Here is a 25,537-nt window from a genome sequence, read left to right as displayed (position 1 = left end):
CCGGACGGGCTCAAAGTTTCCCGGATGCCGCGAATCCTTCAGCCCGTCCGGCGTTTGACCACCACCGCCCCCCGACCCCGCCTCCTCCACCCACCCGTATCCCCCGCCTAATATCCGGACCTATGCGGACAATCCCTGACGGTGGGGCGCTGCTGAGCACCGAGACCCCCGCCCCCACTCCCGCGCATCCCACCACCCGCACCCGCCCCCGGCTCCCCCTCCCCCTCCCCCTCCTCATCCCCCTCCCCTGGCTGTGGGCCGGGGCGCTGTTCCTGCTGTACGCCGCCGTGGCCGTGCGGCGGCATCAGTTGCTCAGGACCACCGGCTACGACCTCGGCATCTTCGAGCAGGCCATCCGCGCGTACTCCCAACTCCGCGCCCCCGTCGTCCCCCTGCGCGGCGAAGGGTTCAATCTGCTCGGCGACCACTTCCACCCCGCGCTCGTCGTCTTCGCCCCCCTCTACCGGCTCTGGCCCTCCCCGCTCTGCCTCCTCGTCGCCCAGTCCGCGCTGCTCGCCCTCGCGGTCGTCCCCCTCGCCCGCTGGGCGCTGCGCGTCCTCGGCCGGCGCGCCGCGCATGTCGTCGCCCTCGGGTACGGCGCGAGCTGGGGCATCGCCTCGGCCGCTGCCTTCGACTTCCACGAGGTGGTGCTGGCCGTGCCGCTGCTGGCCTTCGCCCTGGAGGCGCTGGGCAGACAGCGGTGGCGGTACGCCGTCGCCTGGGCGGCGCCGCTGCTGCTGATCAAGGAGGATCTCGGCCTCACCCTCGCCGCCGTCGGCGGCTACATCGCCTGGAAGGGGCCGCATAGCCTCGGTCTCACTACCGCCGCAGCCGGTTTGCTCGGCTCGCTGATCGAGATCAAGCTGCTGCTGCCCGCCTTCAACCCGGGAGGCTCGTACGCGCACGGCGGCAACCTCAGCGAGGGCGCGCACAGCTCCCTGCTCGCCACCCTCGCCTTCGCCCCGCTCGACGCGCTCAGACCTGACATCAAGGCCATGACCCTGGTCCTGGTGTTCGCCCCGTCCGCGCTGCTCGCGCTGCGCTCGCCACTGGCCCTGCTCGCCGTGCCGACCCTCGCCTGGCGGATGCTCTCGCAGAACGGCTTCCACTGGGGCACGGCCTTCCACTACAGCGCCGTCCTGATGCCCATCGTCTTCGCCGGCCTCATCGACGCCCTGGCCCAGTGGCGCCGCACCGACCACCCCCTCGCCGCCCGCCACATCCGCGCCTCGCTCGCCACCGTGCTGGCCGTGACCGTGGTGCTGCTGCCGTCGTTCCCGCTCGCCCAACTGCTGCACCGCGCCACCTGGAGCACCACCGCGCATGTCGGCGCGGCCCGCGTCCTGCTGGCCAGGATTCCGGACGGTGCGACCGTCGCCGCCTCCAACCGCCTTGCCCCGCAGCTCACTTCACGCTGCGAGGTGGTGATCTTCCCGACCTTTCCGGTCGGCGGGCGGCTCTACCAGTACCGGGTGAAACGGCTGCCGCCGCCCACCGCCGAGTGGATCATCCACGACCGCCGGGCGCCGGACGCCTGGCCCTACCCGACGGGGCACTGGCCGTACTCGCTGGACCGCCAGCAGGCTGAACTGGCTTCAGCCCAGCGCAAGTACGGCTACAAGGTCGTGGCCGTCCGCGACGGAGTGACCCTGCTCCGCCGCGCCTGACCTCCCTGACCTCCCTGACCTCCCGAATCGTAGGTACTGTCGATCTGGTAAGTAATGCTGCCGTGCAGAGGAGTCAGTGATGGCGCACAAGCGGACCGGTCCCTACGTATGCGGTCTCGACGCCGCCATGGACGTCATCGGCGGTAAGTGGAAGGCGCTGATTCTCTGGTCCCTGCACAATTCCGGCACCCTACGCTTCGGGCAGCTCAGGCGTGAAGTCCCGGGCGTCAGCGAGAAGATGCTCATCCAGCAGCTGCGCGAGCTGGAGTCGGACGGCATCGTCCACCGCGAGGTGTACCGAGAAGTCCCGCCGCGCGTCGAGTACTCGCTGACCGAGATGGGCCAGGCGCTCAACACGGCCCTGGGGTCCCTCGGCAGCTGGGCCGACCGGCACATGGAGCAGATCCTCGCCGCCAAGCAGCGGGACGCGGGGTAGGCGCACAAACAGCCCACAGGCGGCCCGCAAACAGCCCGCAAAGGCCCCGCAGGGCAGCGCCCACAGAATGCGCACAGGACGCACAGGAAACACACGGCAATTGCAACGCAGGAGCGGCAGTTGTAAGCGGAGCGTCAAGTCGGCGCCGTTCCGTTTACCCGGCCGGGACGACTCCCGGCGGCCGGGGCGGAGGCCCGGGACCGGGCGTCCGGCCTAGGGCCGACTGGGCTCACAAGGTTCGCTCGGCCCGCAACGCAATAATTCGTAGAGGGCTTACGGCATGGCGTGGCGCCCAGCACCCTTTACGAAGGGTTATGGTGTAAACCCCCCCTCGGGCCGGTCCATATCCCCCCCATGGACCGGCCCGTTTTTTTGTCAGCCGCGTCCGGCCCAGATGTTGGTGCCGGGGGTGGAGACGGCGAAGGCGTCGATCTCCTTCAACTCCTCGTCGGACAGCCCCGATCCGTCCAGCGCCGCGACATTCTCCTCCAGCTGCTTGACGCTGGACGCGCCGATCAGCGCCGACGTCATTCGCGGATCCCGCAGCACCCAGCACAGCGCCAGCTGGGCCAGCGACTGACCACGCCGGGCCGCGATGTCGTTCAGCCCGTTCAGCCGGCGGACGACCTCGTCGGAGAGCAGGTCCGGGTCGAGCGACTTGCCCTGTGTGGCCCGTGAGCCCTCCGGGATGCCCTTCAGGTACTTGCCGGTGAGCAGGCCCTGCGCGAGCGGCACGAAGGAGATGCAGCCCATGCCGGCCGTCTCCAGGGTGTCGAGCAGCTTGTCGTCCTCGGTCCAGCGGTTGATCATCGAGTACGAGGGCTGGTGGATCAGGGCAGGAACGCCCATCTCCTTGAGCAGCCTGGCCGCCTCGGCGGTCTGCTCCGCGTTGTAGGAGGAGACACCGGCGTACAGCGCCTTGCCGCTCTGTACGGCGGACGCGAGCGCGCCCATCGTCTCTTCGAGCGGGGTCCCGGGGTCGAAGCGGTGCGAGTAGAAGATGTCGACGTAATCGAGGCCCATCCGCGACAGCGAGGCGTCGAGCGAGGACAGCAGGTACTTGCGCGACCCCCACTCGCCGTACGGGCCCGGGTGCATCAGGTAACCGGCCTTGGTCGAGATGACCAGCTCATCGCGGTACGCGGCAAAATCCTGCGCGAAGATCTTGCCGAAGTTCAGCTCGGCGGAACCGGCCGGCGGGCCGTAGTTGTTCGCCAGGTCGAAGTGGGTCACACCCAGGTCGAAGGCGCGGCGCAGGATCGCGCGCTGGTTGTCCAGCGCGCAGTCGTCGCCGAAGTTGTGCCAGAGGCCGAGGGAGATCGCGGGCAGTTTGAGTCCGCTGCGGCCGGTGCGCCGGTACTCCATGGAGTCATAGCGGTCGGAGGCGGCGGGGTAAGAAGCGGAATCAGTCACAATCCCCTCCTTATCACGGACTTGTGACAGACCGGGTTGGGTCCCCGCTGCGCCTGCCCACTAGTGTGGCTTGCTTCGGGGCTGACGTGCGACGAGGGGCCGTGAGCGCGCGCCGCAGCTCCCCGGGGGACGACCGCACCCGCACGAAGCCATGAGGTGAGACCCAGTGAACCTGCGCGACCTGGTGTACAGGCTCTACGCACGCAGGGTGGAAGGCCGCCTCGATCACGATCAGGTGCCCAAGCACATCGGGGTCATCCTCGACGGCAACCGACGCTGGGCGAAGGCCGCAGGCGGCACCGCCGAGCAGGGGCACAAGGCAGGCGCCAGCAAGATCCAGGAGCTGCTCGGCTGGTGTGCCGAGACCGACGTGGAAGTCGTCACGCTCTGGATGCTGTCCACCGAGAACCTGGACCGGCCCGAGGCCGAGCTGACCCCGCTGCTCGGCATCATCGAGGGCGCGGTCGGCGACCTGGCGGCGGACGGCCGCTGGCGCGTGCACCACGTCGGAACGCTGGACGTGCTGCCCGCCCGTACCCAGGCCGTACTCAAGGAGGCCGAGCAGGCCACCAACGGCAACGACGGAATACTCGTCAATGTCGCGGTGGGCTACGGCGGCCGCCAGGAGATCGCCGACGCCGTCCGCTCGCTCCTCCTGGAGCACGCGCGCAAGGGCACCTCGCTGGAAGAGGTCGCCGAGATCGTCGACGTCGAGCACATCTCGGAGCACCTCTACACGCGCGGCCAGCCCGACCCGGACCTGGTGATCCGTACCAGCGGTGAGCAGCGACTCTCGGGCTTCATGCTCTGGCAGAGCGCCCACTCGGAGTACTACTTCTGCGAAGTTTTCTGGCCCGCTTTCCGCAAGGTCGACTTCCTGCGCGCACTGCGCGACTACGCCGCCAGACACCGGCGTTACGGGACCTGAGCCCTCCCGGACCCACCACCCCAGGAGCCTCGGGACACGGCTCCGGACCCCCCTCGGCCCACGCCATGTCATATGCCGTGGCATGGCAGCGGGTGTTCGAGGGAATACCTCTTGCAGGTAGACGTCCGGTCCACGGACGTCGCATCTCAGTGAGCGGCAGACACCGCTCGCCCGGGAGGCCCTTTGCACCAGGAAGACCGTGTGCTGAGCACGGACGACGTGGAGGGCCGGCGTTCGGCCCGCGCATCGTGGCCCGAGCCCGGTCCCAAGGCACGCGACGTCGTCGCACCCCAACCTCGTCCGAGGGGGTACGTCCTTCCGTGGTGACCAGTACTAAGCGCCGCATGCCCGACAGGCGCACTTACGTTCTCGACACCAGCGTCCTGCTGGCCGACCCGAACGCCATGGCCCGGTTCGACGAGCATGAAGTGGTGCTCCCGATCGTCGTGGTCACGGAGTTGGAGGCCAAGAGGCACCATCCCGAACTCGGCTACTTCGCCCGGCAGGCCCTGCGCCGGCTCGACGACTGCCGGGTGCGGTACGGACGCCTCGATGCCCCCATCCCCATGGGCGACCTGGGCGGGACCCTCCGTGTCGAGCTCAACCACACCGATCCCGGCGTGCTCCCGGCCGGCTATCGATTGGGGGACAACGACTCGCGGATCCTGGCGGTCGCGCGCAATCTCCAGGCCGAGGGCTTCGACGTCACGGTGGTGTCGAAGGACCTGCCGCTGAGGATCAAGGCATCCTCGGTCGGGCTGCTCGCCGAGGAGTACCGCGCCGAGCTCGCCGTCACCGACTCCGGCTGGACAGGGATGTCCGAGCTCTCGCTCTCCGCCGAGCAGGTGGACCTGCTCTACACCGAGGAAACGGTGTACGAACCGGCCGCCGCCGAGCTTCCCGTACATACGGGTCTGGTGATCCAGTCCGAGCGCGGCAAGGCGCTGGGCCGAGTCACCCCCGAGGGGACGATCAGGCTCGTACGGGGCGACCGGGAGGCCTTCGGGATCCACGGGCGCAGCGCCGAGCAGCGCATCGCGCTCGATCTGCTCCTCGACCCCGAGGTCGGCATCGTGTCGATGGGCGGCCGGGCAGGCACCGGCAAGTCGGCCCTGGCCCTCTGCGCGGGCCTGGAGGCCGTGCTGGAGCGCCGCCAGCACCAGAAGGTGATGGTCTTCCGCCCGCTGTACGCGGTGGGCGGCCAGGAGCTCGGCTATCTGCCCGGCTCCGAGTCCGAGAAGATGAGCCCCTGGGCGCAGGCGGTGTTCGACACGCTCTCGGCCGTCGCGAGCCGCGAGGTGATCGAGGAGGTGCTGGGGCGCGGCATGCTCGAAGTGCTGCCGCTCACGCACATCCGCGGCCGCTCGCTGCACGACGCGTTCGTGATCGTCGACGAGGCCCAGTCACTGGAGCGGAACGTCCTGCTGACGGTTCTGTCCAGGATTGGGACGAATTCCCGGGTGGTGCTGACCCACGATGTCGCGCAGCGCGACAATCTGCGGGTCGGCCGGTACGACGGAGTGGTCGCCGTCGTCGAGAAGTTGAAGGGCCATCCGCTCTTCGCGCATGTCACCCTCACCCGGTCCGAGCGCTCCCAGATCGCGGCGCTGGTGACCGAAATGCTGGAGGAAGGGCAGATCTGACCCTCTCTGGCCCTGGGTAGCCCGTTCGGTAACCCATTGAGGGCAAAAGGCAGTTGGCGCCGCCCGGCGAAGCGCAGGAGCATAGCCGGGCGGCGCCGCGCTGCGCGCCTGTTTCCGAGAAACTTCCGGCGTAAACGACGTGTGAGCTTTCACACGCAGCGGAGAATTGCTTCCCGGCGTCTGGTTCCGGCAGAGTCTTGCTTCCGTCAGGCCCCGCATACGGCACACCCGCAACACCCGCGGTGCAATACCGCACAACTCAACAGTCTTCGCCGTATGTCGCCCGAGCACCACACGGCTCTCCCTTAACGGGAGTTGCCCAACGGGCCAGTGTCTCCTGTGACAAAGTGTCAGGGAGGCCAGTGCCAGGGGCACGATTGCGTCCGCGAGGTCACCCGAGCGGGCACTGCTGGAAGGAAACCGTGTGAGCCGGATTTCGGTCCGGGGATTCGCCGTGGCTTCGGCTACCGCGGTCACCACTGTCGGCGCCGTAGTGGGCGTCGCCTCGGGCGACACTCTGCCCTCGAACGACAACTTCGAGGCGACCGCAGCCGACACGACGCTCCTCGCAGACATCCCTGCCGGCCAGCAGGCCCAGGTGCAGACCGCGTCCCTGACGCAGCAGGCCGACGCCCAGGCCTATGCCGCCGACGCGACTGCCAAGAAGTCGGCCGAGGAATCGGCCCGTCTTCAGGCCGCCAAGGATGCCAAGGCGAAGAAGGAGTCCGCCGAGGAGAAGGCGGAGGCCGAGGCGAAGGCAGCCAAGGCCGCCAAGGAAGCCAAGGAGCGTGAGAAGGAGGAGTCGCAGGTCGCCTCCCGCTCCGCGTCCCGTGACGCTTCCAGCTTCTCCCCGCAGGGTTCCTACTCCGTGGCCGAGGTTCAGGCCATGGCGCGCCAGATGATCCCCGGCGACCAGTTCCAGTGCTTCAGCAACATCGTGAATCACGAGTCGACCTGGAACTACAAGGCGAGCAACCCCTCGTCCGGTGCGTACGGTCTCGTCCAGGCGCTTCCCGCGTCCAAGATGTCCTCCGCGGGATCCGACTGGCAGACCAACCCGGCCACGCAGATCAAGTGGGGCCTCAACTACATGAACGAGCGCTACGACAGCCCCTGTGGCGCGTGGCAGTTCTGGCAGGCGAACAACTGGTACTAGTACGGGCATCAGGTCTTCTGGCGCTCAACTCGGCTGAGCCCTCCACCGTCCTATGGTGGGGGGCTCTCCCCGTGTACGGTCGGGTCCGGCCAACTCCCTCAGCGGAGTTGCGGGGGAAGAGGATCAATCATGTCGAAGGTGCCAGGATGGCTCGGCCGGGTGGGTGACGGGCTGACCCGGGTGGGGGCGCGCTTGGAAGAGCGCCGGGCCGAGGCGGACGCCGACCCGGATCAGCTGATCGCCCAAGGGCCGCTCGCCGCGCCCGCGGACGCGGCGGTCGGTGTCGAACACGTCCCCGCGCCGCCCGCCTACGCTCCCGCCGTCGCGGCCAGGCCCGACCCCGTCGCGGCCGTTCCGTGGGGGATGCGCGTCGCGGCCGAGGCCGGCTGGCGGCTGCTCGTACTGGCAGGCACGCTCTGGGTACTGATGAAGATCATCAGCTCCGTACAGCTGGTGGTCCTCGCCTTTGTCGCGGCCCTGCTCGTCACCGCGATGCTCCAGCCCACCGTCGCCCGCCTCCGGCGCGTGGGACTGCCGCGCGGCCTCGCGACCGCCGTCACCGCGATCCTCGGCTTCGTCATCATGGGCCTGGTCGGCTGGTTCGTGGTGTGGCAGGTCATGGAGAACCTCGACAACCTCTCCGACCGGCTCAGGGACGGCATCGAGGAGCTCAAGCGCTGGCTCCTCAACAGCCCGTTCCATGTGACCGAGGACCAGATCAACGACATCGCGAAGAACCTGAGCGACGCGGTGGGCACCAACACCGAGGAGATCACCTCGGCGGGCCTGCAGGGCGTCACGGTCATGGTCGAGTTCCTCACCGGCATACTGCTCGCGATGTTCTCGACGCTCTTTCTGCTGTACGACGGCAAGCGCATCTGGGAGTGGAGCCTCAAGCTGGTGCCCTCCCCGGCCAGGCCCGGCGTCGCGGGCGCGGGGCCGCGCGCATGGCGCACGCTCACGGCGTATGTGCGCGGCACGGTGATAGTGGCCATGATCGACGCGATATTCATCGGCCTGGGGCTCTTCTTCCTGGACATCCCGATGGCCGTGCCCCTCGCCGTCTTCATCTTCCTTGGCGCCTTCATCCCGCTCGTCGGCGCGGTGATGTCCGGGGCGCTGGCGATCGTGGTCGCGCTGGTCACCGAGGGCCCGTTCACGGCGCTGATGGTGATGGCCGTGGTGCTCGCGGTGCAGCAGATAGAGGGGCATGTGCTCCAGCCCTTCATCCTCGGCAGGGCGGTACGCGTACACCCGCTGGCCGTTGTCCTGTCGGTCGCGGCGGGCGGCCTGGTCGCCGGCATCGGCGGCGCGGTGGTCGCGGTGCCGCTGGTCGCGGTGACCAATACGGTGGTCGGCTACCTGCGGTCGTACAGCAACGAGGCGGCCCTGCGCGCGGCCCCTCAGCCGCACGGCGCGGTGGCGCCGACCCCGGCTTCGGCGGATCGCCCGGTGGAGCAGGAATGATCTCCGAGCCTGAGCTGGAGGGGGAAATAGGGCCGCCGGACGGCCCGGACACCCTCGCCGAAGACGATCCGGCCCCCAAGCGCCCACGCCGCGAAGTCCCGCGCTGGGCCTGGGCGGTGGGCGGCGCACTGCTGGCGTCCGCGCTGTGGGCGGGCGGGCTGTACGTGGCCGGGCTCGACGGCGGGGTGGACTCGCGGGGGTACAAGGTGGGGAAGGGGCTCTGCGCGGAGGTCGAATTGAGCGCGCTGGGTGGAGAGTTGGGTACGAAGGCGGAGGAACCGGTGGAGATGGCCAGCGAGCACAGTGCGCTGGACCGGGGCGAATGTTCTTTCTTGCTGGTGCCCGATGGGCAGCAGGCAGGGGACGACTTCACCCTGAACTATGAAGTCCAGACGCTGGTCGAACTGCACAAGAAGACCGACCCGGGGCCGGAGTTCGAGGCCACTGTCACCGAGGCCCGTTGGCCCGGCTCCCCACCGGCCGGGGCGAAGGAAGCGGTGCCCGAGCTCGGCGAGAAGGCGTACTTCGTGATGGACGACGGTACTGACGACGGCATGCAGGCGCTCCGGCTGAAGGTTCTGGACGGGGGAGCGGTGCTCACACTCGACGTCGGCGTCAGCATGACCTACACCGGGGACGAGGAGACCACGGACAAGGAGCCGACGGTGTCCTTGGACCCGTCCTCGGTCCGCCCCCTCATGGTTAAGGACGCTCGCGACCTTCTGGCCGCGCTCAAGCGCTGACCCGCTGTCGCGTTGTCGGACGGAACGCGCGAACGGCCCCGCAGACGCACTGTCTGCGGGGCCGTTCGTACGTACGACGTACTGCTACGACAGTTCCGCGAGGACCGCTTCGGCGTCGACGGTCGCGCCGACGGCCTGGATCACCGCGGCGATCTTGAAGGCCTCCTGGACGGTGTCACGCTCGACACCGGCCTTGCGCAGGACCTGCTCGTGCGAGTCGAGGCACTGGCCGCAGCCGTTGATCGCGGAGACGGCGAGCGACCACAGCTCGAAGTCGACCTTCTCCACACCCGGGTTGCCGATGACGTTCATCCGCAGACCGGCGCGCATCGTCCCGTACTCAGGGTCGGAGAGCAGGTGACGCGTGCGGTAGAAGACGTTGTTCATCGCCATGATGGCCGCGGCCGACTTGGCGGCGGTGTACGCCTCGGGGGAGAGGTTGGCCTTGGCCTCGGGCTCCAGCTCGCGAAGCACCTTCGGCGAGCGCGAGGCGATCGCGCAGGCCAGCACGGTGCCCCAGAGCTGCTGCTTCGGGAGGTCACTGTTGCCGATGACCGAGCCCAGGTTCAGGCGGAGGTCCTTGGCGTAGTCCGGTACGGCGGACTTGAGGTCGTCGAGGGACATCGCGGTCACTCGCCCGACAGGAGGGCGACCGGGTCAAGGGTGTTCTCGCCCTTGGTCCAGTTGCACGGGCACAGCTCGTCGGTCTGCAGGGCGTCGAGAACCCGGAGGACTTCCTTGGGGTTACGGCCCACGCTGCCGGCGGTCACCATCGTGAACTGGATCTCGTTGTTCGGGTCGACGATGAAGACCGCGCGCTGCGCGAAGCCGTCCTCGCCCTCGATGCCGAGGTCACTCATGAGCTCGTGCTTCGTGTCGGCCAGCATCGGGAAGGGCAGGTCCGTCAGGTCCGGGTGGTCCTTGCGCCAGGCGTGGTGCACGAACTCGGAGTCACCGGAGAAGCCGAGGACCTGCGCGTCGCGGTCCGCGAACTCCTCGTTCAGCTTGCCGAACGCGGCGATCTCGGTGGGGCAGACGAAGGTGAAGTCCTTGGGCCACGCGAAGACCACACGCCACTTGCCCTCGTAGGACTTGTGGTTGATCTGCTCGAACTCCTGACCGGTCTCCAGGGAGACACAGGCAGTGAGGTCGTACGTGGGGAACTTGTCACCAACAGTGAGCACGCGCTCTCCTTGCAGCGAAGGAAATCCCATTTGGGCGACTTCCTGGGGTTGGACGGATCCCCAGAGTGACATAGGAGGTATTGATCGCGGAAATAGCTAGACTTGCTCGACGTGATCGGAGGTACCTATCAGTGGCTGTCGTACATAGGGGCAAACAGCCCAGCCTGTCGCAGTTGCGGGCGTTCGTGGCCGTGGCCGAGTACCTGCACTTCCGCGACGCCGCCGCCGCGATCGGGACCAGCCAGCCGGCCCTGTCCGGGGCTGTCTCGGCGCTGGAGGAGACACTGGGCGTGCAGCTCGTCGAGCGCACGACGCGCAAGGTGCTGCTCTCCCCGGCGGGCGAGCGGCTCGCGGTGCGGGCCAGGGCGGTGCTCGACGCGGTCGGGGAGCTGCTGGAGGAGGCCGAGGCGGTACGGGCCCCCTTCACCGGGGTCCTCAGGCTCGGGGTGATCCCGACGGTGGCGCCGTATCTGCTGCCGACGGTGCTCAGGCTCGTACACGAGCGCTATCCGGAACTGGATCTCCAGGTGCACGAGGAGCAGACCTCCTCGCTCCTGGAGGGGCTGGCGGCCGGCCGGCTCGATCTGCTGCTGCTCGCGGTGCCGCTCGGGGTGCCCGGGGTGACCGAACTGCCGCTGTTCGACGAGGACTTCGTGCTGGTCACGCCCAAGGGCCATTGGCTTGGCGGGCGTTCGGACATTCCGCGCTCGGCGCTGGGTGAGCTGCATCTGCTGCTGCTCGACGAGGGGCACTGCCTGCGCGACCAGGCGCTCGACATCTGCCGCGAGGCGGGCCGGGTGGACGGCGCGCCGGTGACGACGACCGCGGCCGGGCTGTCCACGCTGGTCCAACTGGTCGCGGGCGGCCTCGGCGTGACGCTGCTGCCGCGCACGGCGGTACGGGTCGAGACCGACCGCAACGACCAGTTGGTCACCGGGTACTTCGCCGATCCGGCGCCGTCGCGGCGGGTCGCGCTGGCGATGCGGTCGGGGGCGGCGCGCCAGGGCGAGTTCGAGGCGTTCGCGCAGGCGCTGCGGGGGGCGATGGCGGAGCTTCCGGTGCGGGTGGTGGGGGACGCCGGGTAGGCCGCCTGCGGCGGGGTGGGGAACAGGCCCCGCGCAGCGGCCCGCCCGCACCCTGCAACCCGCACCCGCACCCCCGCCTCACTCCGTCCGCAGCCCCTCCGGCCGCATCATGCGCCACAACGGCGGCAGGCTGAGCAGCGTCACCGTCAGGATCAGCGCCGCGCCCGCGCCCGCGAAGGGCAGGAACACCCACCAGTCGCTCACCGGCTTGTTGATCATCCTGAGCAGCGCCGCGCCGAGCGCGAGACCGCCGCCGATGGCGACCGTCAGACCGAGGAGCACCGGGACCGCCGTCTGCCACAGCACGGACCACCCGAGGGTGGCGCGGCGCGTGCCGAACGCGATCAGGACCGACAACAGTCGCTTGCGCTCCCGCAGTTGCTCCAACTGCGAGACCAGCATGCTCGCAGCGACCAGCATCATCGTCGCGCTCGCCCCGACCAGCAGCCCGGTCTGCACGCTCGCGTACTGCTTGTCGCGCTCGGTCGCGTGGAGTGTGGATACCTGCAGGCCGGGGCCGATCCGGGCGGCGGTGTTGCGTACGTACTCCGTGGCGTCCGCCACCTTGGGGTCGACCTTGACCTGGGCATGCGTCGTCGCCTCGGGCAGGCCCGCCGGGTCGACCGCGCCCACAGTGGCGTAGATGCCGTCGTGGACGTTGCCCGACGGGTCGGGCCTGGCCTGCACCATCCGGGTCGACTTGGGCAGGGTCCACAGCACCGGCTTCGAACCGTCCTCCCTCGTGAACGGGTTGACGTTGACCGGCTTGCCGATCCGCGCGGTCTTGTCGATCCAGTCGTTCAGCTTGGAGTCCTCGGTGTGCGCGACGAAGGTGTCGCCGTCCTTGCAGGAGCTGATACGGGCCAGCTCGCGCAGGGTCGCGCAGTCGCCGACGGTCAGCGTGGAGGTCGGCCGGGTGCCGTTCACCGTGCCGTTGCCCGGCAGGACGACGAACGTCCGGACGATGCCGATGACCTTCTCCACGCCCTTGGTGGCGCGGAAGTCCTCGATCATCCGGTTCGCCAGCTCACCATTGGCGACCTCCGCCATGACGCTGATCTGGGCCCTGGACGGGTCCTCGCCGGTCACCCTGGTGAAGTCGTCCTGGATCGCGGCGAACAGCATCTGCATCGCGATGGCGCCCGCCACGGCGACCGTGATGCCGCTGACCGCGCGGGCGGCTGTGCCGCTGCTCAACTGGAGTCGGCGGGTGGCCAGCTGCCAGGGAACGGGCCCGCCGCCGAGACGGGCCACCACGGCCTCAACGAGCCAGGGCAGCAACAGGATGAGCCCGAGGAGTACCAGCACCGCGCCCCCCGCGATGGGGTACGGATCAACGGCCTGGGTCTGGCCGTCGACGCTACCGGTCATCAGCAGTACCGCCATGCCCGCGACGGGGACCAGCAGCCGCCACCACAGCCGGCGGGAACGGGTGCGGTTGTTGCGTACGACGCCCAGCGGCTCGATGGCCACCGAGCGCAGCGCGACGAGCGTCACGGCGACGGCCGCCGCGGGTACCGCGAGGGTGACCAGCGCGGCGAGCGCCGGGACGGGGGTCAGGTCCTGGGGGAAGGCGCTGAAGCGCCAGATCTGTACGCCGCCCATGAGTTGACGGCCAGCCAGGAAGACGCCGACGCCGACGACCAGGCCGAGCACCGAGCCGAACAGGGCCTCGCCGGCGGCGATCCGCCGGGTCATCCGAATGTCGGCGCCGACCAGGCGCAGCGCGGCCAGCCTGCGGTCGCGCCGCTCGCCGCCGAACCGGACGGCGGTGGCGATGAAGATGGCCACCGGAACCAGCAGCACCACACAGATCAGGATGATCACGACCACCAGGACAGGGTCCATCGGCTCGTGCTTCTCGTCCCCGCCGTAACCCGTGGTCCGGTAGCCGCCGGAGTCGCGGGTGAGCGTCGAACTGCCGAGGTAGTAGAGGAGTTCGCTCGGGGAGGCCAGGCCGGGGTCGGCGATCGTGCCGACGATGCGCTCGTCCAGGCGCTCCCTGAGCAGCTTGCCATCGGCGGAGCCGAGCAGGTCCTTGAGCGCGGGGGACACGTACATCTCGCCGGGTGCCGGGACGCTCTTGATGCCGGGCGGGTGAACCGGGTTCGCGCCGTCCGCGCGCAGGAGCCTCCCGTCGATCGCCGAGTTGCGGAACTCGGTGCCCGCGAAGCCCCAGAGCACCGTGGTGTCGGAGGCCTTGGGCCGGTCCATCTCCGAACTGGTGGGGATGCGGGCGTTGGTGCGCTCCAGCCGGGTCTCGTTGAGCGAGGGCACGGACGCGGCGGCGAGCAGCAGGCCCACGCCGAGGCCGACGCCGACGGCGGTCAGGATCGTACGGACCCAGCCCTCGCGCCCGCCGGAGACGGCGAAGCGGATACCGAGGCCGAGGTCGCGGATCCAGGCGGCCGGGCCGGTGGGCGGGGCGGGGGCCGGGGGAGTGTCGGATGCGGGCCGCCTGGCGGTGAGCGTCATGCGGAGAACTCCAGGTCACGGGACTTTCCGTCGCGTACGACGATCTCGCGGTCGGAGTAGGCGGCGACGCGCGCTTCGTGCGTGACCAGGACGACGGCTGCGTTGGCCGACCGGGCGGCCTCGGTGAACAGCTCCATGACGCGCTCGCCGTTGAGAGAGTCCAGTGCGCCGGTCGGCTCGTCCGCGAAGAGCACACGGGGCGAGGAGACGAGGGAGCGGGCGACGGCGACGCGCTGGCCCTGACCGCCGGAGACCTCGCCGGGGCGCTTGTGGCCGAGGTCGTCGACCTCCAGGCGCTCCATCCAGCGCAGGGCCTCACGCTCGGCTTCCTTGCGCCTGACGCCGTTCAGGCGCAGGGGGAGCGCGACGTTCTCGACGCAGGTCAGCTCCGGGACGAGCTGGCCGAACTGGAAGACGAACCCGAAGTCGCTGCGGCGTAGTGCGCTGCGCCGGGCGTCGGGCATGGACGACAGCTCCTGGCCCTGGTATGTGATGGTGCCCGAGTCCGGGGTGACGATCCCGGCCAGACAGTGCAGCAGGGTCGATTTACCGGAGCCCGACGGGCCCATGACGGCGACGATCTCGCCGGCGTGGATCGAGAAGTGGGCGCCGTCGAGGGCGGGGGTGGGGCCGTACGCCTTGTGTAGATTGTCGGCGCTGAGCAGGGAGCCGGCGGGAGTCATGCCCGTACCTCCGTGGCGAGCTTGTCGAGGCGCGCGGCGGCCAGTTCCAGCCAGCGCAGGTCGGCTTCCAGGTGGAAAAGGGCGTGGTCGCAGACGAGCTGGTCGGCGAGATCGCCCTTGCGCTTGCGGTCGGTGAGGATGCGCATCAGTCGCAGGTGTTCGGCGCGCTGGACGTCGAGCAGGCCGGCGGCGCTGCGGCCGGTCAGGAGCGCGAGGACGAGCTTGGTGTAGAGCGTCGACTGGAGGTACGGCTCGGGCTTCTCGGGCTGGGCGAGCCACTGGTCGACATCGGTGATGCCGGCGTCGGTGATCGCGTACCGCTTGCGCTCTGGGCCGGCGCCGGACTCTATGCCGTCGACTTCGACGAGGCCGTTCTTGAGGAGCCGGGACATGGTCGAGTAGACCTGGCCGTAGTGCAGCGGCCGGTCCTGACCGAACTTGTCGTCGAAGGCGCGCTTGAGGTCGTAGCCGTGGCGGGGGCCGGATTCGAGCAGGCCGAGGAGGGTGTGTCCGATTGACATACGGAGCACTATACATGGTGGGTATACATGGTGTGTATAGTGGTGTGCGGGTGCGGGCGGGGGCGCCGCTTTGGTGCGGGTTGTCTGCGGCGCTTTCCCCTCCCCGCCCCTTCCCGCTGTGTCATTGTGCGGCTGCCGCCGCGTGGTGGGGCTCCGCCCCAGACCCCGGTCCTCAAGCTCCCCCATTGCCTTAAGGGCATAGGAGGGACCCCCTCGACGGGCTGAAATTCAGCCCGTCCGGCGCTTGAGGACACGCCCGAAGGGCGTCCGGGGGTCCGGGGGTACCCCCGGCTTCGGGAAGGGGCGGGTAGGGGAACAAGCCCGCCGCAGGCGCCCGCCCCGCCCTACCCCGCCGGCGGCTCCGGCTCCCGGCCCCCGCCCGCATCCGGAGCCGCATCCCCGCCCGTATCCGGCGGCTGCGCCGCCCCCCGCGGCCGTCCCCGGCGGCGGATCGGGGACGCGGTGCCGGGGAGGCGGCCGGTGTCGGCGAGGGCGCGGCGCAGCAGGAACTCGATCTGCGCGTTCGCGCTGCGCAGCTCCTCCGACGCCCAGCGCGCCAGCGCATCGTGCACCGCCGGATCCAACCGCAGCAGCACCTGCTTGCGCGGCCGCGGCTGCCGCCGTGGCTGCGGCTCCGGCTGCGGATCCGTCACTGGTAGAGCGTGCCGGTGTTGAGCACAGGCTGAACGGCCCGGTCGCCGCACAGCACCACCATCAGATTGCTCACCATCGACGCCTTGCGCTCGGGGTCGAGCTCGACGATGTCCTGCTCGGCGATCCGGGTGAGGGCCATCTCGACCATCCCCACCGCGCCCTCGACGATCAGCTTGCGGGCCGCGACGACCGCCCCCGCCTGCTGCCGCTGAAGCATCGCCGAGGCGATCTCGGGCGCGTACGCGAGGTGGGTGAAGCGGGACTCGATGATGTGCACCCCGGCCGCCTCCACGCGCGCGTGCAGCTCGACCGCGAGCTTCTCGGTGATCTCCTCCGCGTTGCCCCGCAGCGACAGGCCGTCCTCGTCGTGCGCGTCGTACGGGTACTCGATCGCGATGTGCCGTACCGCCGCCTCGGTCTGGGTCGCGACGAACTCCAGGAAGTCGTCGACCTCGAACCTCGCCTGCGCCGTGTCCTCGACCTTCCAGACCACCACCGCGGCGAGCTCGATCGGGTTGCCGTAGGCGTCGTTGACCTTCAGGACCGCGGTCTTGTGGTTCCGGATACGCGTGGAGATCTTGGAGCGGGTGGTCAGCGGGTTGACCCAGCGCAGCCCGTCGGTGCGGATCGTGCCCCGGTAGCGGCCGAAGAGCTGGACGACGCGGGCCTCGCCCGGCGCGACCATGTTGAGCCCGGCCATCGCGAAGCAGGCGCCGGTCGCGACCAGCGCGCCGACGACGACCAGCGCGGCCTTGAGGCCGGTCGCGGTGACGGGGGCGGCGACGGCGATGAGCCCCGCCCCGACGAGCAGGCCGAGCAGACCGAGCAGCAGCGCGAGACCGCCCGCGATGCTGTGCGCGGTGAATTCCCGGACCTGTGGTGCGGGCATGTCGGGCAGGTCGGCGGGGGTGTCTGTGCTGGTGATGGGCATGGTGGGTCCCCGTTTCGATGGTGAGCAGATGGTGAGCCGATGGTGCGTGCGTACGGCCGACATTCTCTAGCAAAGTGATAACACATTAAGGCGCGCCACAAACCTGTGCGACCCGCCTCGCAACCCTGGACCCCTCTCATGAGTCGGTTCCTGAGAGACGGGTGCTGATTGTCACGTCCGGAAAAGACCGGATCGGGTGCCCTTTGTCCGTAGGTGCGGTGTTAGCTTTCTGAGCTGATATCAGGGGGCTCGACGAGCGGAGCGACGGAGTAATGGGCCGAGCAGAAGCCAGACAGGACCGGAAGCGTGGTGCGCGCCGGGCTAAGAAGAAGGCGGGAGGCATACGCCGCTTCTTCACGTTCAAGAAGCTGCTCGGCACGTTCTTCGGGCTGTGCCTGCTCGCCATGGCGGCCTTCGTCGCGCTCTACGTCTACGTGCCCGTGCCCGCGGCCAACGTCCAGGCCGAGCTGCAGAGCAACGTCTACAAGTACAGCGACGGCAAGATCATGGCCCGTACGGGCAAGGTCAACCGGGAGATCGTCGGCCTCGACCGGATCCCCAAGGAGGTCCAGTCGACCTTCGTCGCCGCCGAGAACAAGGGCTTCTACAAGGACTCCGGCGTCGACTTCAGGGGCACCGCCCGCGGCCTGATCAACACCCTCAGCGGCAAGGGCAAGCAGGGCGGCTCGACGATCACCCAGCAGTACGTCAAGAACTACTACCTCGATCAGGACCAGACGGTCACCCGCAAGCTCAAGGAGCTGGTGATCTCGATCAAGGTGGACCGGAAGAAGACCAAGAACGAGATCCTCGCCGGGTACATGAACACCAGCTACTACGGCCGCGGCGCCTACGGCATCCAGGCCGCGGCCCAGGCCTACTACGGCGTCGACGCCGAGAAGCTCAACGTCCAGCAGGGCGCGTACCTCGCCGCGCTGCTCCAGGCCCCCAGCCAGTACGACTGGTCGTCGGCGGGCCCGGTCAGCAAGAAGCTGGTCCAGGACCGCTGGAACTACGTACTCGACAACATGGTCGAGATGGGTGAGCTGGACCAGGGCAAGCGCTCAGGGCTGACGTTCCCCAAGCCGCAGCACCCCAAGGGCGCCCCCGGCGAGGAAGGCCAGCGGGGTTACATGATCAAGGCCGCGAAGGACGAGCTGCGCAAGCAGGGCGTCAGCGAGGCGGAGATCGACGCGGGCGGCTGGACGATCACGCTGAACATCGACGAGAAGCGGCAGAAGAAGCTGGAGCAGGCGGTCAAGCAGCAGCTGGACTCCAAGCTCGACCGCAAGAACAACAAGGTCGACGCGACGCTTCAGGCCGGTGCGACCTCGGTGGATCCCAAGACCGGCGCGGTGGTCGCGCTCTACGGCGGCCAGGACGCCACCAAGCACTGGATATCCAACGCCACCCGCTCCGACTACCAGCCGGCCTCGACGTTCAAGCCGGTCGTCCTCGCCTCCGCCCTGGAGAACGACGCCGAGACCCAGGACGGCACACCGATCACGCCCAACACGATCTACGACGGCACCAGCAGGCGCCCCGTGAAGGGCAGCGCCACCGCGTTCGCCCCGCAGAACGAGAACAACGAGTCCTACGGCCGCATCCCCGTCCAGAAGGCCATGAACAGCTCCGTCAACGCGGTCTTCGCGCAGATGATCGTCGACGTGGGCCCGGACGAGGTGAAGGACACCGCGATGGAGATGGGCATGGAGGACAAGGGCGGCTTCGACGAGCGCCCCGCCATGTCCCTCGGTGTGATGGGCGCCAGCACGATGGACATGGCGGGTGTCTACGCGACCCTCGACAACCACGGCAAGAGGGTCCTGCCGTCCATCGTGAAGTCCGCGGAGCACAAGGACCGTGAGGGCGGCAAGGTCGATCTCCCCGACCCGATCGGCAGCCAGGTGATCAGCCGCTCGACGGCCGACAGCGTGACCAAGGTGCTCACCGGGGTCGTGCGCGGCGGCACCGCCCAGGAGGCCAACAGCAGCGCGTACAAGGCGGCGGGCAAGACCGGCACCTCGGAGCTGAACAAGTCCGCCTGGTTCGTCGGCTACACCCCGGAGCTGAGCACCGCGGTCGCCCTCTTCGGCGAGTCCGCCGACGGTGGCAAGCAGGTCACGCTGACCGGCACGGCCAATTCGGGACGCGCCAACGGCGGTGGCTTCCCCGCCAAGATCTGGGCGGACTACACGCTCGGCGCCCTGAACGGCGGCTCCGACGCCGACTTCGACCTGAAGATCGACTCCGGCGACACCTACAGCCCGCCGCCGACCGACCCTCCGTCGCCGACCCGGACGCCGAGCGCGACTCCGTCGACCCCGAGCACGCCGCCGACCACGCCGAGCACGCCTCCGACGACCCCGAGCAGCCCGCCGCCGTCGTCCCCGAGCATGCCTCCGACCACGCCGAGCGGGACGCTGAGCCCCGATCCCACGACGTCGAGTTCACCGCCGCCGGGCGAGGGTGACGAGGACGACGAAACCGGCCTGCCGGGGTTCTAGCGCACCTCCGGAGCGACAGACGCAGCTGTGCGGCGGGCACCCTCGGGTGCCCGCCGCACAGCCGCGTCAGGGATCAGACGGTCCCGTTCACCTTGGTGGCGATACGGTCACCGAGGCCCTTGTCGACGTTGCGCCAGTACTGCAGCGCGCGGTCGAGCACGGTCCGGCTCACGCCGCCCAGCAGGTGCCCGGAGATGTTGGACACCAGCCGGTCGCGCGCGGCGTCGTCCAGGACCTCGCGCACCAGCGTGCCCGGCTGGCCCCAGTCGTCGTCCTCGCTGCGCAGCGTGTACGCGTGGTGCACCATCTCGCCGGCCGACGCCCAGCCGGCCGGCTCGCCGAAGCGCGCGGTGTCGGCCGCGGGCCCGCCGTAGGAGTTCGGCGCGTACACCGCTCCCGTGCGGGACGGCTCGTACCGCATCGGTCCGTCCTTCGCGTACGAGCTGACCGGCGAACGCGGCCGGTTCGGCGGCAGCTGCTGGTAGTTCGGGCCGATCCGGTACCGGTGAGTGTCCGGGTACGAGAAGAGCCGGCCGAGCAGCATCTTGTCCGGGGACGGGCCGATGCCCGGCACCAGGTTCGAGGGCTCGAAGGAGGCCTGTTCGATGTGGACGAAGAAGTCCTCCGGGTTCTCGTTCAGGGTCATCCGGCCGACCTCGATCAGCGGATAGTCGCCCTGCGGCCACACCTTGGTGAGGTCGAAGGGGTTGAAGCGGTAGTCGGGGGCGTCGTCGAACGGCATGATCTGGACCTTCAGGGTCCAGCTCGGCGCGTTGCCCGATTCGATCGAGTCGAACAGGTCGCGGCGGTGGCAGTCGCCGTCGCTGCCCGCGAGGGCGTCGCCCTCGTCCTGGGTGAGGAACTCGATGCCCTGGTCGGTCTTGAAGTGGTACTTCACCCAGAACCGCTCGCCGCCCGCGTTGACCCACAGATAGGTGTGCGAGCTGTAGCCGTTCATATGGCGGTACGACTTGGGGATGCCGCGGTCGCCCATCAGCCACGTCACCTGGTGCGCGGTCTCGGGGGACAGCGTCCAGAAGTCCCACTGCATGTCGTTGTCGCGCAGCCCGCTGTCCGGGCGGCGCTTCTGGGAGCGGATGAAGTCCTGGAACTTCATCGGGTCACGTACGAAGAAGACGGGGGTGTTGTTCCCGACGAGGTCGTAGTTGCCGTGCTCCGTGTAGAACTTCAGCGCGAAACCGCGTGGGTCGCGCCAGGTGTCGGGCGAACCCTGCTCGCCCGCGACCGTCGAGAAGCGGGCCAGCATGTCTGTCCGTTTGCCCGGCTGGAAGAGGTCCGCCTTGGTGAACTGGCTGACATCGTTGGTGACTTCGAAGAAGCCGTACGCGCCAGCCCCCTTGGCATGGACCACTCGCTCGGGTACCCGTTCGCGGTTGAACTGGGCCATCTTCTCGATGAGGTAGTGGTCCTGCAGCAGGATCGGTCCGTCGGGCCCGATGGTGAGCGAGTGCTCGTCGCTCTCCACCGGGATCCCGGCGTTGTTGGTCGTGTACGTGGCCTTGGGTGCCTCGGTCACGAGCGTCCTCCCGTGGTGAGGGATGAGGGTTTCAGGTCGCTTCGCCCACCACAGCAGTCAACTCCGCCGACGCGATGTCGGCAACACTTGGACACGGTCCAATTCTGGTCTATGTATGAGTGGCCAGTTCGAACCAGACCACCTTGCCGGTCGAGAGCCGGGTCGCTCCCCACCGCTCGGCCAGCCGGTTCACCAGGAAAAGGCCGCGTCCGCCCTCATCGGTGTCACGTGCCTTGCGCTGCCTCGGCAGCTGCGCAGAATCGTCGCCGACCTCGCAGCGCAGCACATCCGTGCGCAGCAGCCGCAGCGTCACCGGACGCTCCGCGTACCGCACGGCATTGGTCACCACCTCGCTGACCAGCAGCTCCATCGAGTCCGACAGCTCCTCCAGGCCCCAACGGGTGAGCGCCTTGCGGGCCAGTCGGCGGGCCCGGCCCGGGGCCTGCTCCTCCGGCTCCAGGAACCAGTACGCGACATCGCTCGGCGCGATCCCGTCGAAGCGGGCGGCGAGCAGCGCGATGTCGTCGTCCCGGTCGCCGGGGCCGAGCATGTCGAGCACCTCGTCGCACAGGGCTTCCAGGGGCGGCGGGTGGTCCGGGCCGGTCAGCTGAGCGGTCGCGGCCAGCCGCTCGCGCAGCTGCTCGATGCCGGTCCATACGTCGCGCAGCCGGGACTCGACGAGCCCGTCGGTGTACAGCAGCAGCGTGGCGCCGGCCGGGGCGTCCAGCTCGACGGCCTCGAAGTCGACGCCGCCGACCCCGATGGGCGCGCCGGGCGGCACCCGCAGCACCTCGGCGCGGCCCCCCAGATGCAGCAGGACGGGCGGCGGATGCCCGGCGTTGGCGATGGTGATCCGGTGCGACACCGGGTCGTACACGGCGTACAGGCAGGTCGCCATGCGGTCGGTGCCCAGGCGCTGCGCCTGCTCGTCGAGGTGGTGCAGCACCTCCTGCGGCGGCAGGTCGAGACCGGCCAGCGTCTGGGCGGTGGTGCGCAGCTGGCCCATGATCGCGGCGGAGGTCATGGAGTGGCCCATGACGTCACCGACGACCAGGGCGACCCGGCTGCCGGGCAGCGGGATCGCGTCGTACCAGTCGCCGCCGACCCGGGCCGTCTCGGCGGCCGGCAGATAGCGCGAGGCGAGCCTGACGCCGGTCGGCTGGGGGAGCGAGTCGGGCAGCATGGTGCGCTGCAGCTCGTCGGCGATGTACGCCTCGCGCCCGTACAGCACGGCCTTGTCGATGCCGAGCGCCGTGTGGGTCGCCAACTGGGCGGCCACCAGGAGGTCATTGGCCTCGAAGGCGGGCCGCTCGGAGCGCCGCAGAAAGACCGCGGCGCCGATCACCCGGCGCCGGCCGCGCAGCGGGGCGAGGATCGCGCGCCGCCCGTCCGGTATGGCGAGGGCGTCCCCGAGGAGCTCGGGCAGCGCCGCCAGAGCGGCGGAGGAGTCGCCGAACACCGGCCGTACGCCCCGCAGCACCTCGGCGAGCGCGCCGCCGCTGCGCACCTCGCACAGCTGCGCCGCGGGCAGTGCCTCCGCCTGGACGTCCAGCTCCGCCGCCCCGTCGTCGGCCAGCCGCAGCCGGTCGGTACGGCGCAGGCGGAGCATGAACGGGACGGCAGGCCGCTCGTCACCGACCGGCAGCGGATCGCGGAGATACACGAGGATCGCGTCGGAGAACGTCGGAACCGATGCCCGGCACAGGCCGAGCACGATCTCGTCGAGGTCTATGCCGCGGGCGATCCGGCGGGTGGCCGCGCCCACGAACCGCAGCCGGTCGCCCTCACTCCGCGCCACGCCCGCGGGATCGGGCGGCGTGGCGGATTCGGGGGCGTCCGATCCCGCCGCGGGTTTCTGCGGCGGGACGGGAGCGGGGGAGGCATCGGGGCCCGGGACCGCTCCTTGGGCCGGGGCGGACATCTCCTCCTGTCGCGGCCGGGTGCGCTCGTGCTGACCGGCGGCCAGAGGCTGCCGGCCTTCGTGCGAGGTGGACTGGTGCTCCGTCACGCGTGGGGTTCCGTCCGTCCAGGGAGCTTGTGCGATGCAATCGCTTTGTGTGGCGATATACCCGCTCTGCGGGCGGCGTCGACAGGACGGCGGGCCGTGAACGTTACAGACTCACTTCCGGGCACGGCTCCGCCCCCTGTGGTGACATGCGGTCAAGTCTTGCTCTACGCCCTCGGTTTGCCGAGGGCGCAGCCTTGCGGAGGACGATCCTACGTTTGAACCATGGGGGCGCATCAAGGGTCTCACGACGCCATGTGCGCCGGAGTGCGGTCCCAGTCATCAGGCAATTTGGGGACAGTCCACCTCGGATCAGGACGCCAGTCCTCCCAGCCGTCCCGAAACGGTGTTCCCCACGCGGAGATGACCCCGGCCGCCGCGCGCCCCGCCTCCCGTACGCGCCGGACCTGCTCCGTGTTCAGCAGTCCGGCCCGCCGGGCCTCGGCGAACTCGTCCTCGTCCAGCCAGTGCCAGCCGCGGTCGGGGTACACGGAGATGTCCAGGAAGTGGTCCTCCGAGTCGACCCCGCCCGACCAGCGGGTCCTGGGTTCCTCAAGATTCACGTACCAGGACTTGAAGCGCCAGTCCGGTTCCCAGAACAGCCACACCGACCAGGGGTCGCCGGGCCGCGCCAGTTTGAGCACGCCCGTGCCCCACCAGTGCGAGGTGACCGTGGTGCGCGGGGCGGTGTACCGGGTCGCGAGCGGTTCCTCGTGCACCGGTGTGCCGTTGCTGAGCACCGGTTTCACACACTGCGTGCCGGGCGCCATCCACACCGCGAGAAGCTCGTCGGTGTCCTGGACGACGGTGACGGGACGGCAGATGTGGATCTGCTCGGTGGCATTGCCGCGGTAGCGCCAGAGGATGTGGTCCCCCGGCGCCCAACGCACCCTGCCTGCCGTATCTCTCATGAGCAGATCTTAGGAGTACGTGTACGTTGCCGCTGCTATCCGGGTCGGCCGGTGATCGCCCGCCTCCGTCACGTCCGCCGTTGCGGCGGAGTCCGGGCGGCTGTCGCGTCGGCTGTTCCTTTCACCTGCTACGGATGCGTCATGCGCAGTACGTCCAGCGCCTCGTCCAACTGCACCACCGTCAGGTCGCCCCGCTCGACGTAGCCCGATTCCAGGACCACCTCGCGGATGGTCTTGCGCTCGGCGAGGGACTTCTTGACGACCTTCGCCGCCTCCTCGTACCCGATGTACTTGTTGAGCGGGGTGACGACGGACGGGGACGACTCCGCGTACTCACGGGCCCGTTCGACGTTGGCGGTGATGCCGTCGACTGTGCGGTCCGCGAGCAGCCGGGACGCGTTGGCGAGCAGCCGCACCGACTCCAGGAGGTTCTTGGCCATCACCGGGAGCATCACATTGAGCTCGAAGTTGCCCGCGGCGCCGGCCGTCGCGACCGTCACGTCGTTGCCGGTCACCTGGGCCGCGACCATCAGTACGGCCTCCGGAATGACCGGATTGACCTTGCCGGGCATGATCGACGAGCCCGGCTGGAGGTCGGGAAGGCTGATCTCGGCCAATCCTGTGCGCGGGCCGCTGGCCATCCAGCGCAGGTCGTTGGAGATCTTGGTGAGGGAGACCGCGACGGTCCGGAGCTGCCCGGACGTCTCGACGAGGCCGTCGCGCGCGCCCTGCGCCTCGAAGTGGTCGCGGGCCTCGGTGAGCGGCAGCCCGGTGGCGCGGGCGACCGCGGCGATCACGGCGGCGGAGAAGCCCGGCGGGGTATTGATGCCGGTGCCGACCGCGGTGCCGCCGAGGGGCAGTTCGGCCAAGCGGGGCAGTGACGCCTCCAGGCGCTCCACGCCGTACCTGATCTGCGCGGCGTAACCGCCGAACTCCTGGCCCAGGGTGACCGGGGTGGCGTCCATCAGGTGCGTACGGCCGGACTTGACGACCTGCGTGAACTCGGCGGACTTGCGCTCCAGCGCCTCCGCGAGATGCGCCAGCGCGGGGATCAGGTCGCCCGTCACTGCGGCCGTCGCCGCGATGTGGATGGAGGACGGGAAGACGTCGTTCGAGGACTGCGACGCGTTCACATGGTCGTTGGGGTGGACGGGGCTGCCGAGCCGCTCGGTGGCGAGGGTGGCGACGACCTCGTTCATGTTCATGTTGGACGACGTGCCGGAGCCGGTCTGGAAGACGTCGACCGGGAAGTGCTCGTCCCAGCGGCCGTCGGCGACCTCGCCCGCGGCAGCGGCGACGGCCCCGGCGATGTCCTGGTCGATCACCCCGAGCTCCGCGTTGACCTGGGCGGCGGCGGCCTTGATCCGGGCCAGCGCCTCGATGTGGGCCCGCTCAAGGCGCTGCCCGGAGATCGGGAAGTTCTGCACGGCGCGCTGGGTCTGGGCCCGCCACTTGGCGTGCGCGGGCACCCGTACCTCGCCCATCGAGTCGTGCTCGACGCGGTAGCCGTCGTGGTCGCCGTGGTGGTCGGTCGTCATCAGTGGTACCTCCTGCAAAAGTTGAGCACTTGTCTTGTTCTATGTATTCCCAA

21 protein-coding genes are annotated in these 25,537 nt (G+C 69.5%); 9 read left to right on the top strand and 12 right to left on the bottom strand.

All coding sequences use genetic code 11. The features are described from left to right. The first annotated feature begins 122 nt into the window (after nucleotides 1-122). Together ABCR94_RS11235 and ABCR94_RS11230 are read left to right on the top strand one after the other, a co-directional pair. Nucleotides 123-1,667, top strand: a complete 1,545-nt coding sequence (locus tag ABCR94_RS11235) for a DUF2079 domain-containing protein (protein ID WP_347119066.1) — start codon at nucleotides 123-125, stop codon at nucleotides 1,665-1,667. Nucleotides 1,668-1,746: 79 nt separating this feature from the next. Next, nucleotides 1,747-2,103 (top strand): winged helix-turn-helix transcriptional regulator, encoded by a 357-nt coding sequence (locus ABCR94_RS11230; RefSeq protein WP_347119065.1) that lies wholly within the window; start codon nucleotides 1,747-1,749, stop codon nucleotides 2,101-2,103. A gap of 375 nt (nucleotides 2,104-2,478) precedes the next feature. Here the strand turns inward: ABCR94_RS11230 and mgrA are convergent, their stop codons facing one another. After that, nucleotides 2,479-3,516, bottom strand: a complete 1,038-nt coding sequence (gene mgrA / locus ABCR94_RS11225; protein WP_347119064.1) for an L-glyceraldehyde 3-phosphate reductase — start codon at nucleotides 3,514-3,516, stop codon at nucleotides 2,479-2,481. 166 nt (nucleotides 3,517-3,682) lie between these two features. Between mgrA and ABCR94_RS11220 the strand changes: the two genes are divergently transcribed. From ABCR94_RS11220 to ABCR94_RS11200, 5 genes are all read left to right on the top strand, one after another. Continuing rightward, nucleotides 3,683-4,444: an isoprenyl transferase gene (locus tag ABCR94_RS11220; RefSeq protein WP_347119063.1), complete on the top strand. Its 762-nt coding sequence runs from the start codon at nucleotides 3,683-3,685 to the stop codon at nucleotides 4,442-4,444. Between the two features lie 320 nt (nucleotides 4,445-4,764). Continuing rightward, nucleotides 4,765-6,087: an RNA 5'-3' helicase PhoH2 gene (phoH2, locus tag ABCR94_RS11215; protein ID WP_347119062.1), complete on the top strand. Its 1,323-nt coding sequence runs from the start codon at nucleotides 4,765-4,767 to the stop codon at nucleotides 6,085-6,087. 424 nt (nucleotides 6,088-6,511) lie between these two features. Then, nucleotides 6,512-7,243: an aggregation-promoting factor C-terminal-like domain-containing protein gene (locus ABCR94_RS11210; protein ID WP_347119061.1), complete on the top strand. Its 732-nt coding sequence runs from the start codon at nucleotides 6,512-6,514 to the stop codon at nucleotides 7,241-7,243. A gap of 129 nt (nucleotides 7,244-7,372) precedes the next feature. Beyond that, entirely contained in the window at nucleotides 7,373-8,710 is a 1,338-nt protein-coding gene (locus tag ABCR94_RS11205; RefSeq protein ID WP_347119060.1) for an AI-2E family transporter, read from the top strand. Further along, nucleotides 8,707-9,453, top strand: a complete 747-nt coding sequence (locus tag ABCR94_RS11200) for a hypothetical protein (RefSeq protein ID WP_347119059.1) — start codon at nucleotides 8,707-8,709, stop codon at nucleotides 9,451-9,453. The genes ABCR94_RS11205 and ABCR94_RS11200 overlap by 4 nt, the downstream gene beginning before the upstream one ends. A gap of 84 nt (nucleotides 9,454-9,537) precedes the next feature. Here the strand turns inward: ABCR94_RS11200 and ABCR94_RS11195 are convergent, their stop codons facing one another. Then, nucleotides 9,538-10,077, bottom strand: coding sequence for an alkyl hydroperoxide reductase (locus ABCR94_RS11195; RefSeq protein ID WP_347119151.1), 540 nt, complete (start codon nucleotides 10,075-10,077; stop codon nucleotides 9,538-9,540). A gap of 5 nt (nucleotides 10,078-10,082) precedes the next feature. Further along, nucleotides 10,083-10,637, bottom strand: a complete 555-nt coding sequence (locus ABCR94_RS11190) for a peroxiredoxin (RefSeq protein ID WP_347119058.1) — start codon at nucleotides 10,635-10,637, stop codon at nucleotides 10,083-10,085. Nucleotides 10,638-10,768: 131 nt separating this feature from the next. On the opposite strand from ABCR94_RS11190, the gene ABCR94_RS11185 reads away from it, so the two are divergent. Further along, on the top strand, nucleotides 10,769-11,722 hold the full coding sequence (locus ABCR94_RS11185; RefSeq protein ID WP_347119057.1) for a hydrogen peroxide-inducible genes activator: 954 nt from the start codon (nucleotides 10,769-10,771) through the stop codon (nucleotides 11,720-11,722). Nucleotides 11,723-11,800: 78 nt separating this feature from the next. On the opposite strand, the gene ABCR94_RS11180 is transcribed toward ABCR94_RS11185, so the two are convergent. The 5 genes from ABCR94_RS11180 to ABCR94_RS11160 all read right to left on the bottom strand — a co-directional run bounded on the left by ABCR94_RS11180 (nucleotide 11,801) and on the right by ABCR94_RS11160 (nucleotide 16,986). Continuing rightward, on the bottom strand, nucleotides 11,801-14,197 hold the full coding sequence (locus ABCR94_RS11180) for an ABC transporter permease (RefSeq protein WP_347119056.1): 2,397 nt from the start codon (nucleotides 14,195-14,197) through the stop codon (nucleotides 11,801-11,803). Beyond that, nucleotides 14,194-14,880, bottom strand: a complete 687-nt coding sequence (locus ABCR94_RS11175; RefSeq protein ID WP_347119055.1) for an ABC transporter ATP-binding protein — start codon at nucleotides 14,878-14,880, stop codon at nucleotides 14,194-14,196. Before ABCR94_RS11175 ends, ABCR94_RS11180 begins: the two co-directional genes overlap by 4 nt. Continuing rightward, nucleotides 14,877-15,401, bottom strand: a complete 525-nt coding sequence (locus tag ABCR94_RS11170) for a PadR family transcriptional regulator (RefSeq protein WP_347119054.1) — start codon at nucleotides 15,399-15,401, stop codon at nucleotides 14,877-14,879. The genes ABCR94_RS11175 and ABCR94_RS11170 overlap by 4 nt, the downstream gene beginning before the upstream one ends. 344 nt (nucleotides 15,402-15,745) lie before the next feature. After that, a complete protein-coding gene (locus ABCR94_RS11165; protein ID WP_347119053.1) occupies nucleotides 15,746-16,054 on the bottom strand; it encodes a type II toxin-antitoxin system antitoxin in 309 nt (102 codons plus the stop codon). Then, the gene (locus ABCR94_RS11160; protein WP_347119052.1) at nucleotides 16,051-16,986 is read right to left on the bottom strand and encodes an SPFH domain-containing protein; all 936 of its coding nucleotides are present in this window, start codon (nucleotides 16,984-16,986) and stop codon (nucleotides 16,051-16,053) included. Before ABCR94_RS11160 ends, ABCR94_RS11165 begins: the two co-directional genes overlap by 4 nt. A gap of 272 nt (nucleotides 16,987-17,258) precedes the next feature. Between ABCR94_RS11160 and ABCR94_RS11155 the strand changes: the two genes are divergently transcribed. Then, nucleotides 17,259-19,493 carry a transglycosylase domain-containing protein gene (locus tag ABCR94_RS11155; protein ID WP_347119051.1) on the top strand — a complete coding sequence of 745 codons (2,235 nt, stop codon included), beginning with the start codon at nucleotides 17,259-17,261 and terminating at the stop codon, nucleotides 19,491-19,493. A 73-nt stretch (nucleotides 19,494-19,566) separates the two neighbouring features. On the opposite strand, the gene ABCR94_RS11150 is transcribed toward ABCR94_RS11155, so the two are convergent. The 4 genes from ABCR94_RS11150 to ABCR94_RS11135 all read right to left on the bottom strand — a co-directional run bounded on the left by ABCR94_RS11150 (nucleotide 19,567) and on the right by ABCR94_RS11135 (nucleotide 25,484). Further along, nucleotides 19,567-21,030, bottom strand: a complete 1,464-nt coding sequence (locus ABCR94_RS11150) for a catalase (RefSeq protein ID WP_347119050.1) — start codon at nucleotides 21,028-21,030, stop codon at nucleotides 19,567-19,569. A 109-nt stretch (nucleotides 21,031-21,139) separates the two neighbouring features. Next, nucleotides 21,140-23,038 (bottom strand): ATP-binding SpoIIE family protein phosphatase, encoded by a 1,899-nt coding sequence (locus ABCR94_RS11145; RefSeq protein WP_347119049.1) that lies wholly within the window; start codon nucleotides 23,036-23,038, stop codon nucleotides 21,140-21,142. 242 nt (nucleotides 23,039-23,280) lie between these two features. Further along, on the bottom strand, nucleotides 23,281-23,946 hold the full coding sequence (fomD, locus tag ABCR94_RS11140) for a cytidylyl-2-hydroxypropylphosphonate hydrolase (protein ID WP_347119048.1): 666 nt from the start codon (nucleotides 23,944-23,946) through the stop codon (nucleotides 23,281-23,283). Nucleotides 23,947-24,074: 128 nt separating this feature from the next. Next, nucleotides 24,075-25,484 (bottom strand): class II fumarate hydratase, encoded by a 1,410-nt coding sequence (locus tag ABCR94_RS11135; RefSeq protein ID WP_347119047.1) that lies wholly within the window; start codon nucleotides 25,482-25,484, stop codon nucleotides 24,075-24,077. Nucleotides 25,485-25,537 lie beyond the last annotated feature (53 nt).

Origin of the sequence: Streptomyces changchenzhani, assembly GCF_039766235.1 — a bacterium.
Lineage (GTDB): Bacteria > Actinomycetota > Actinomycetes > Streptomycetales > Streptomycetaceae > Streptomyces.
This window is presented reverse-complemented; position numbering and strand designations above follow the sequence as displayed.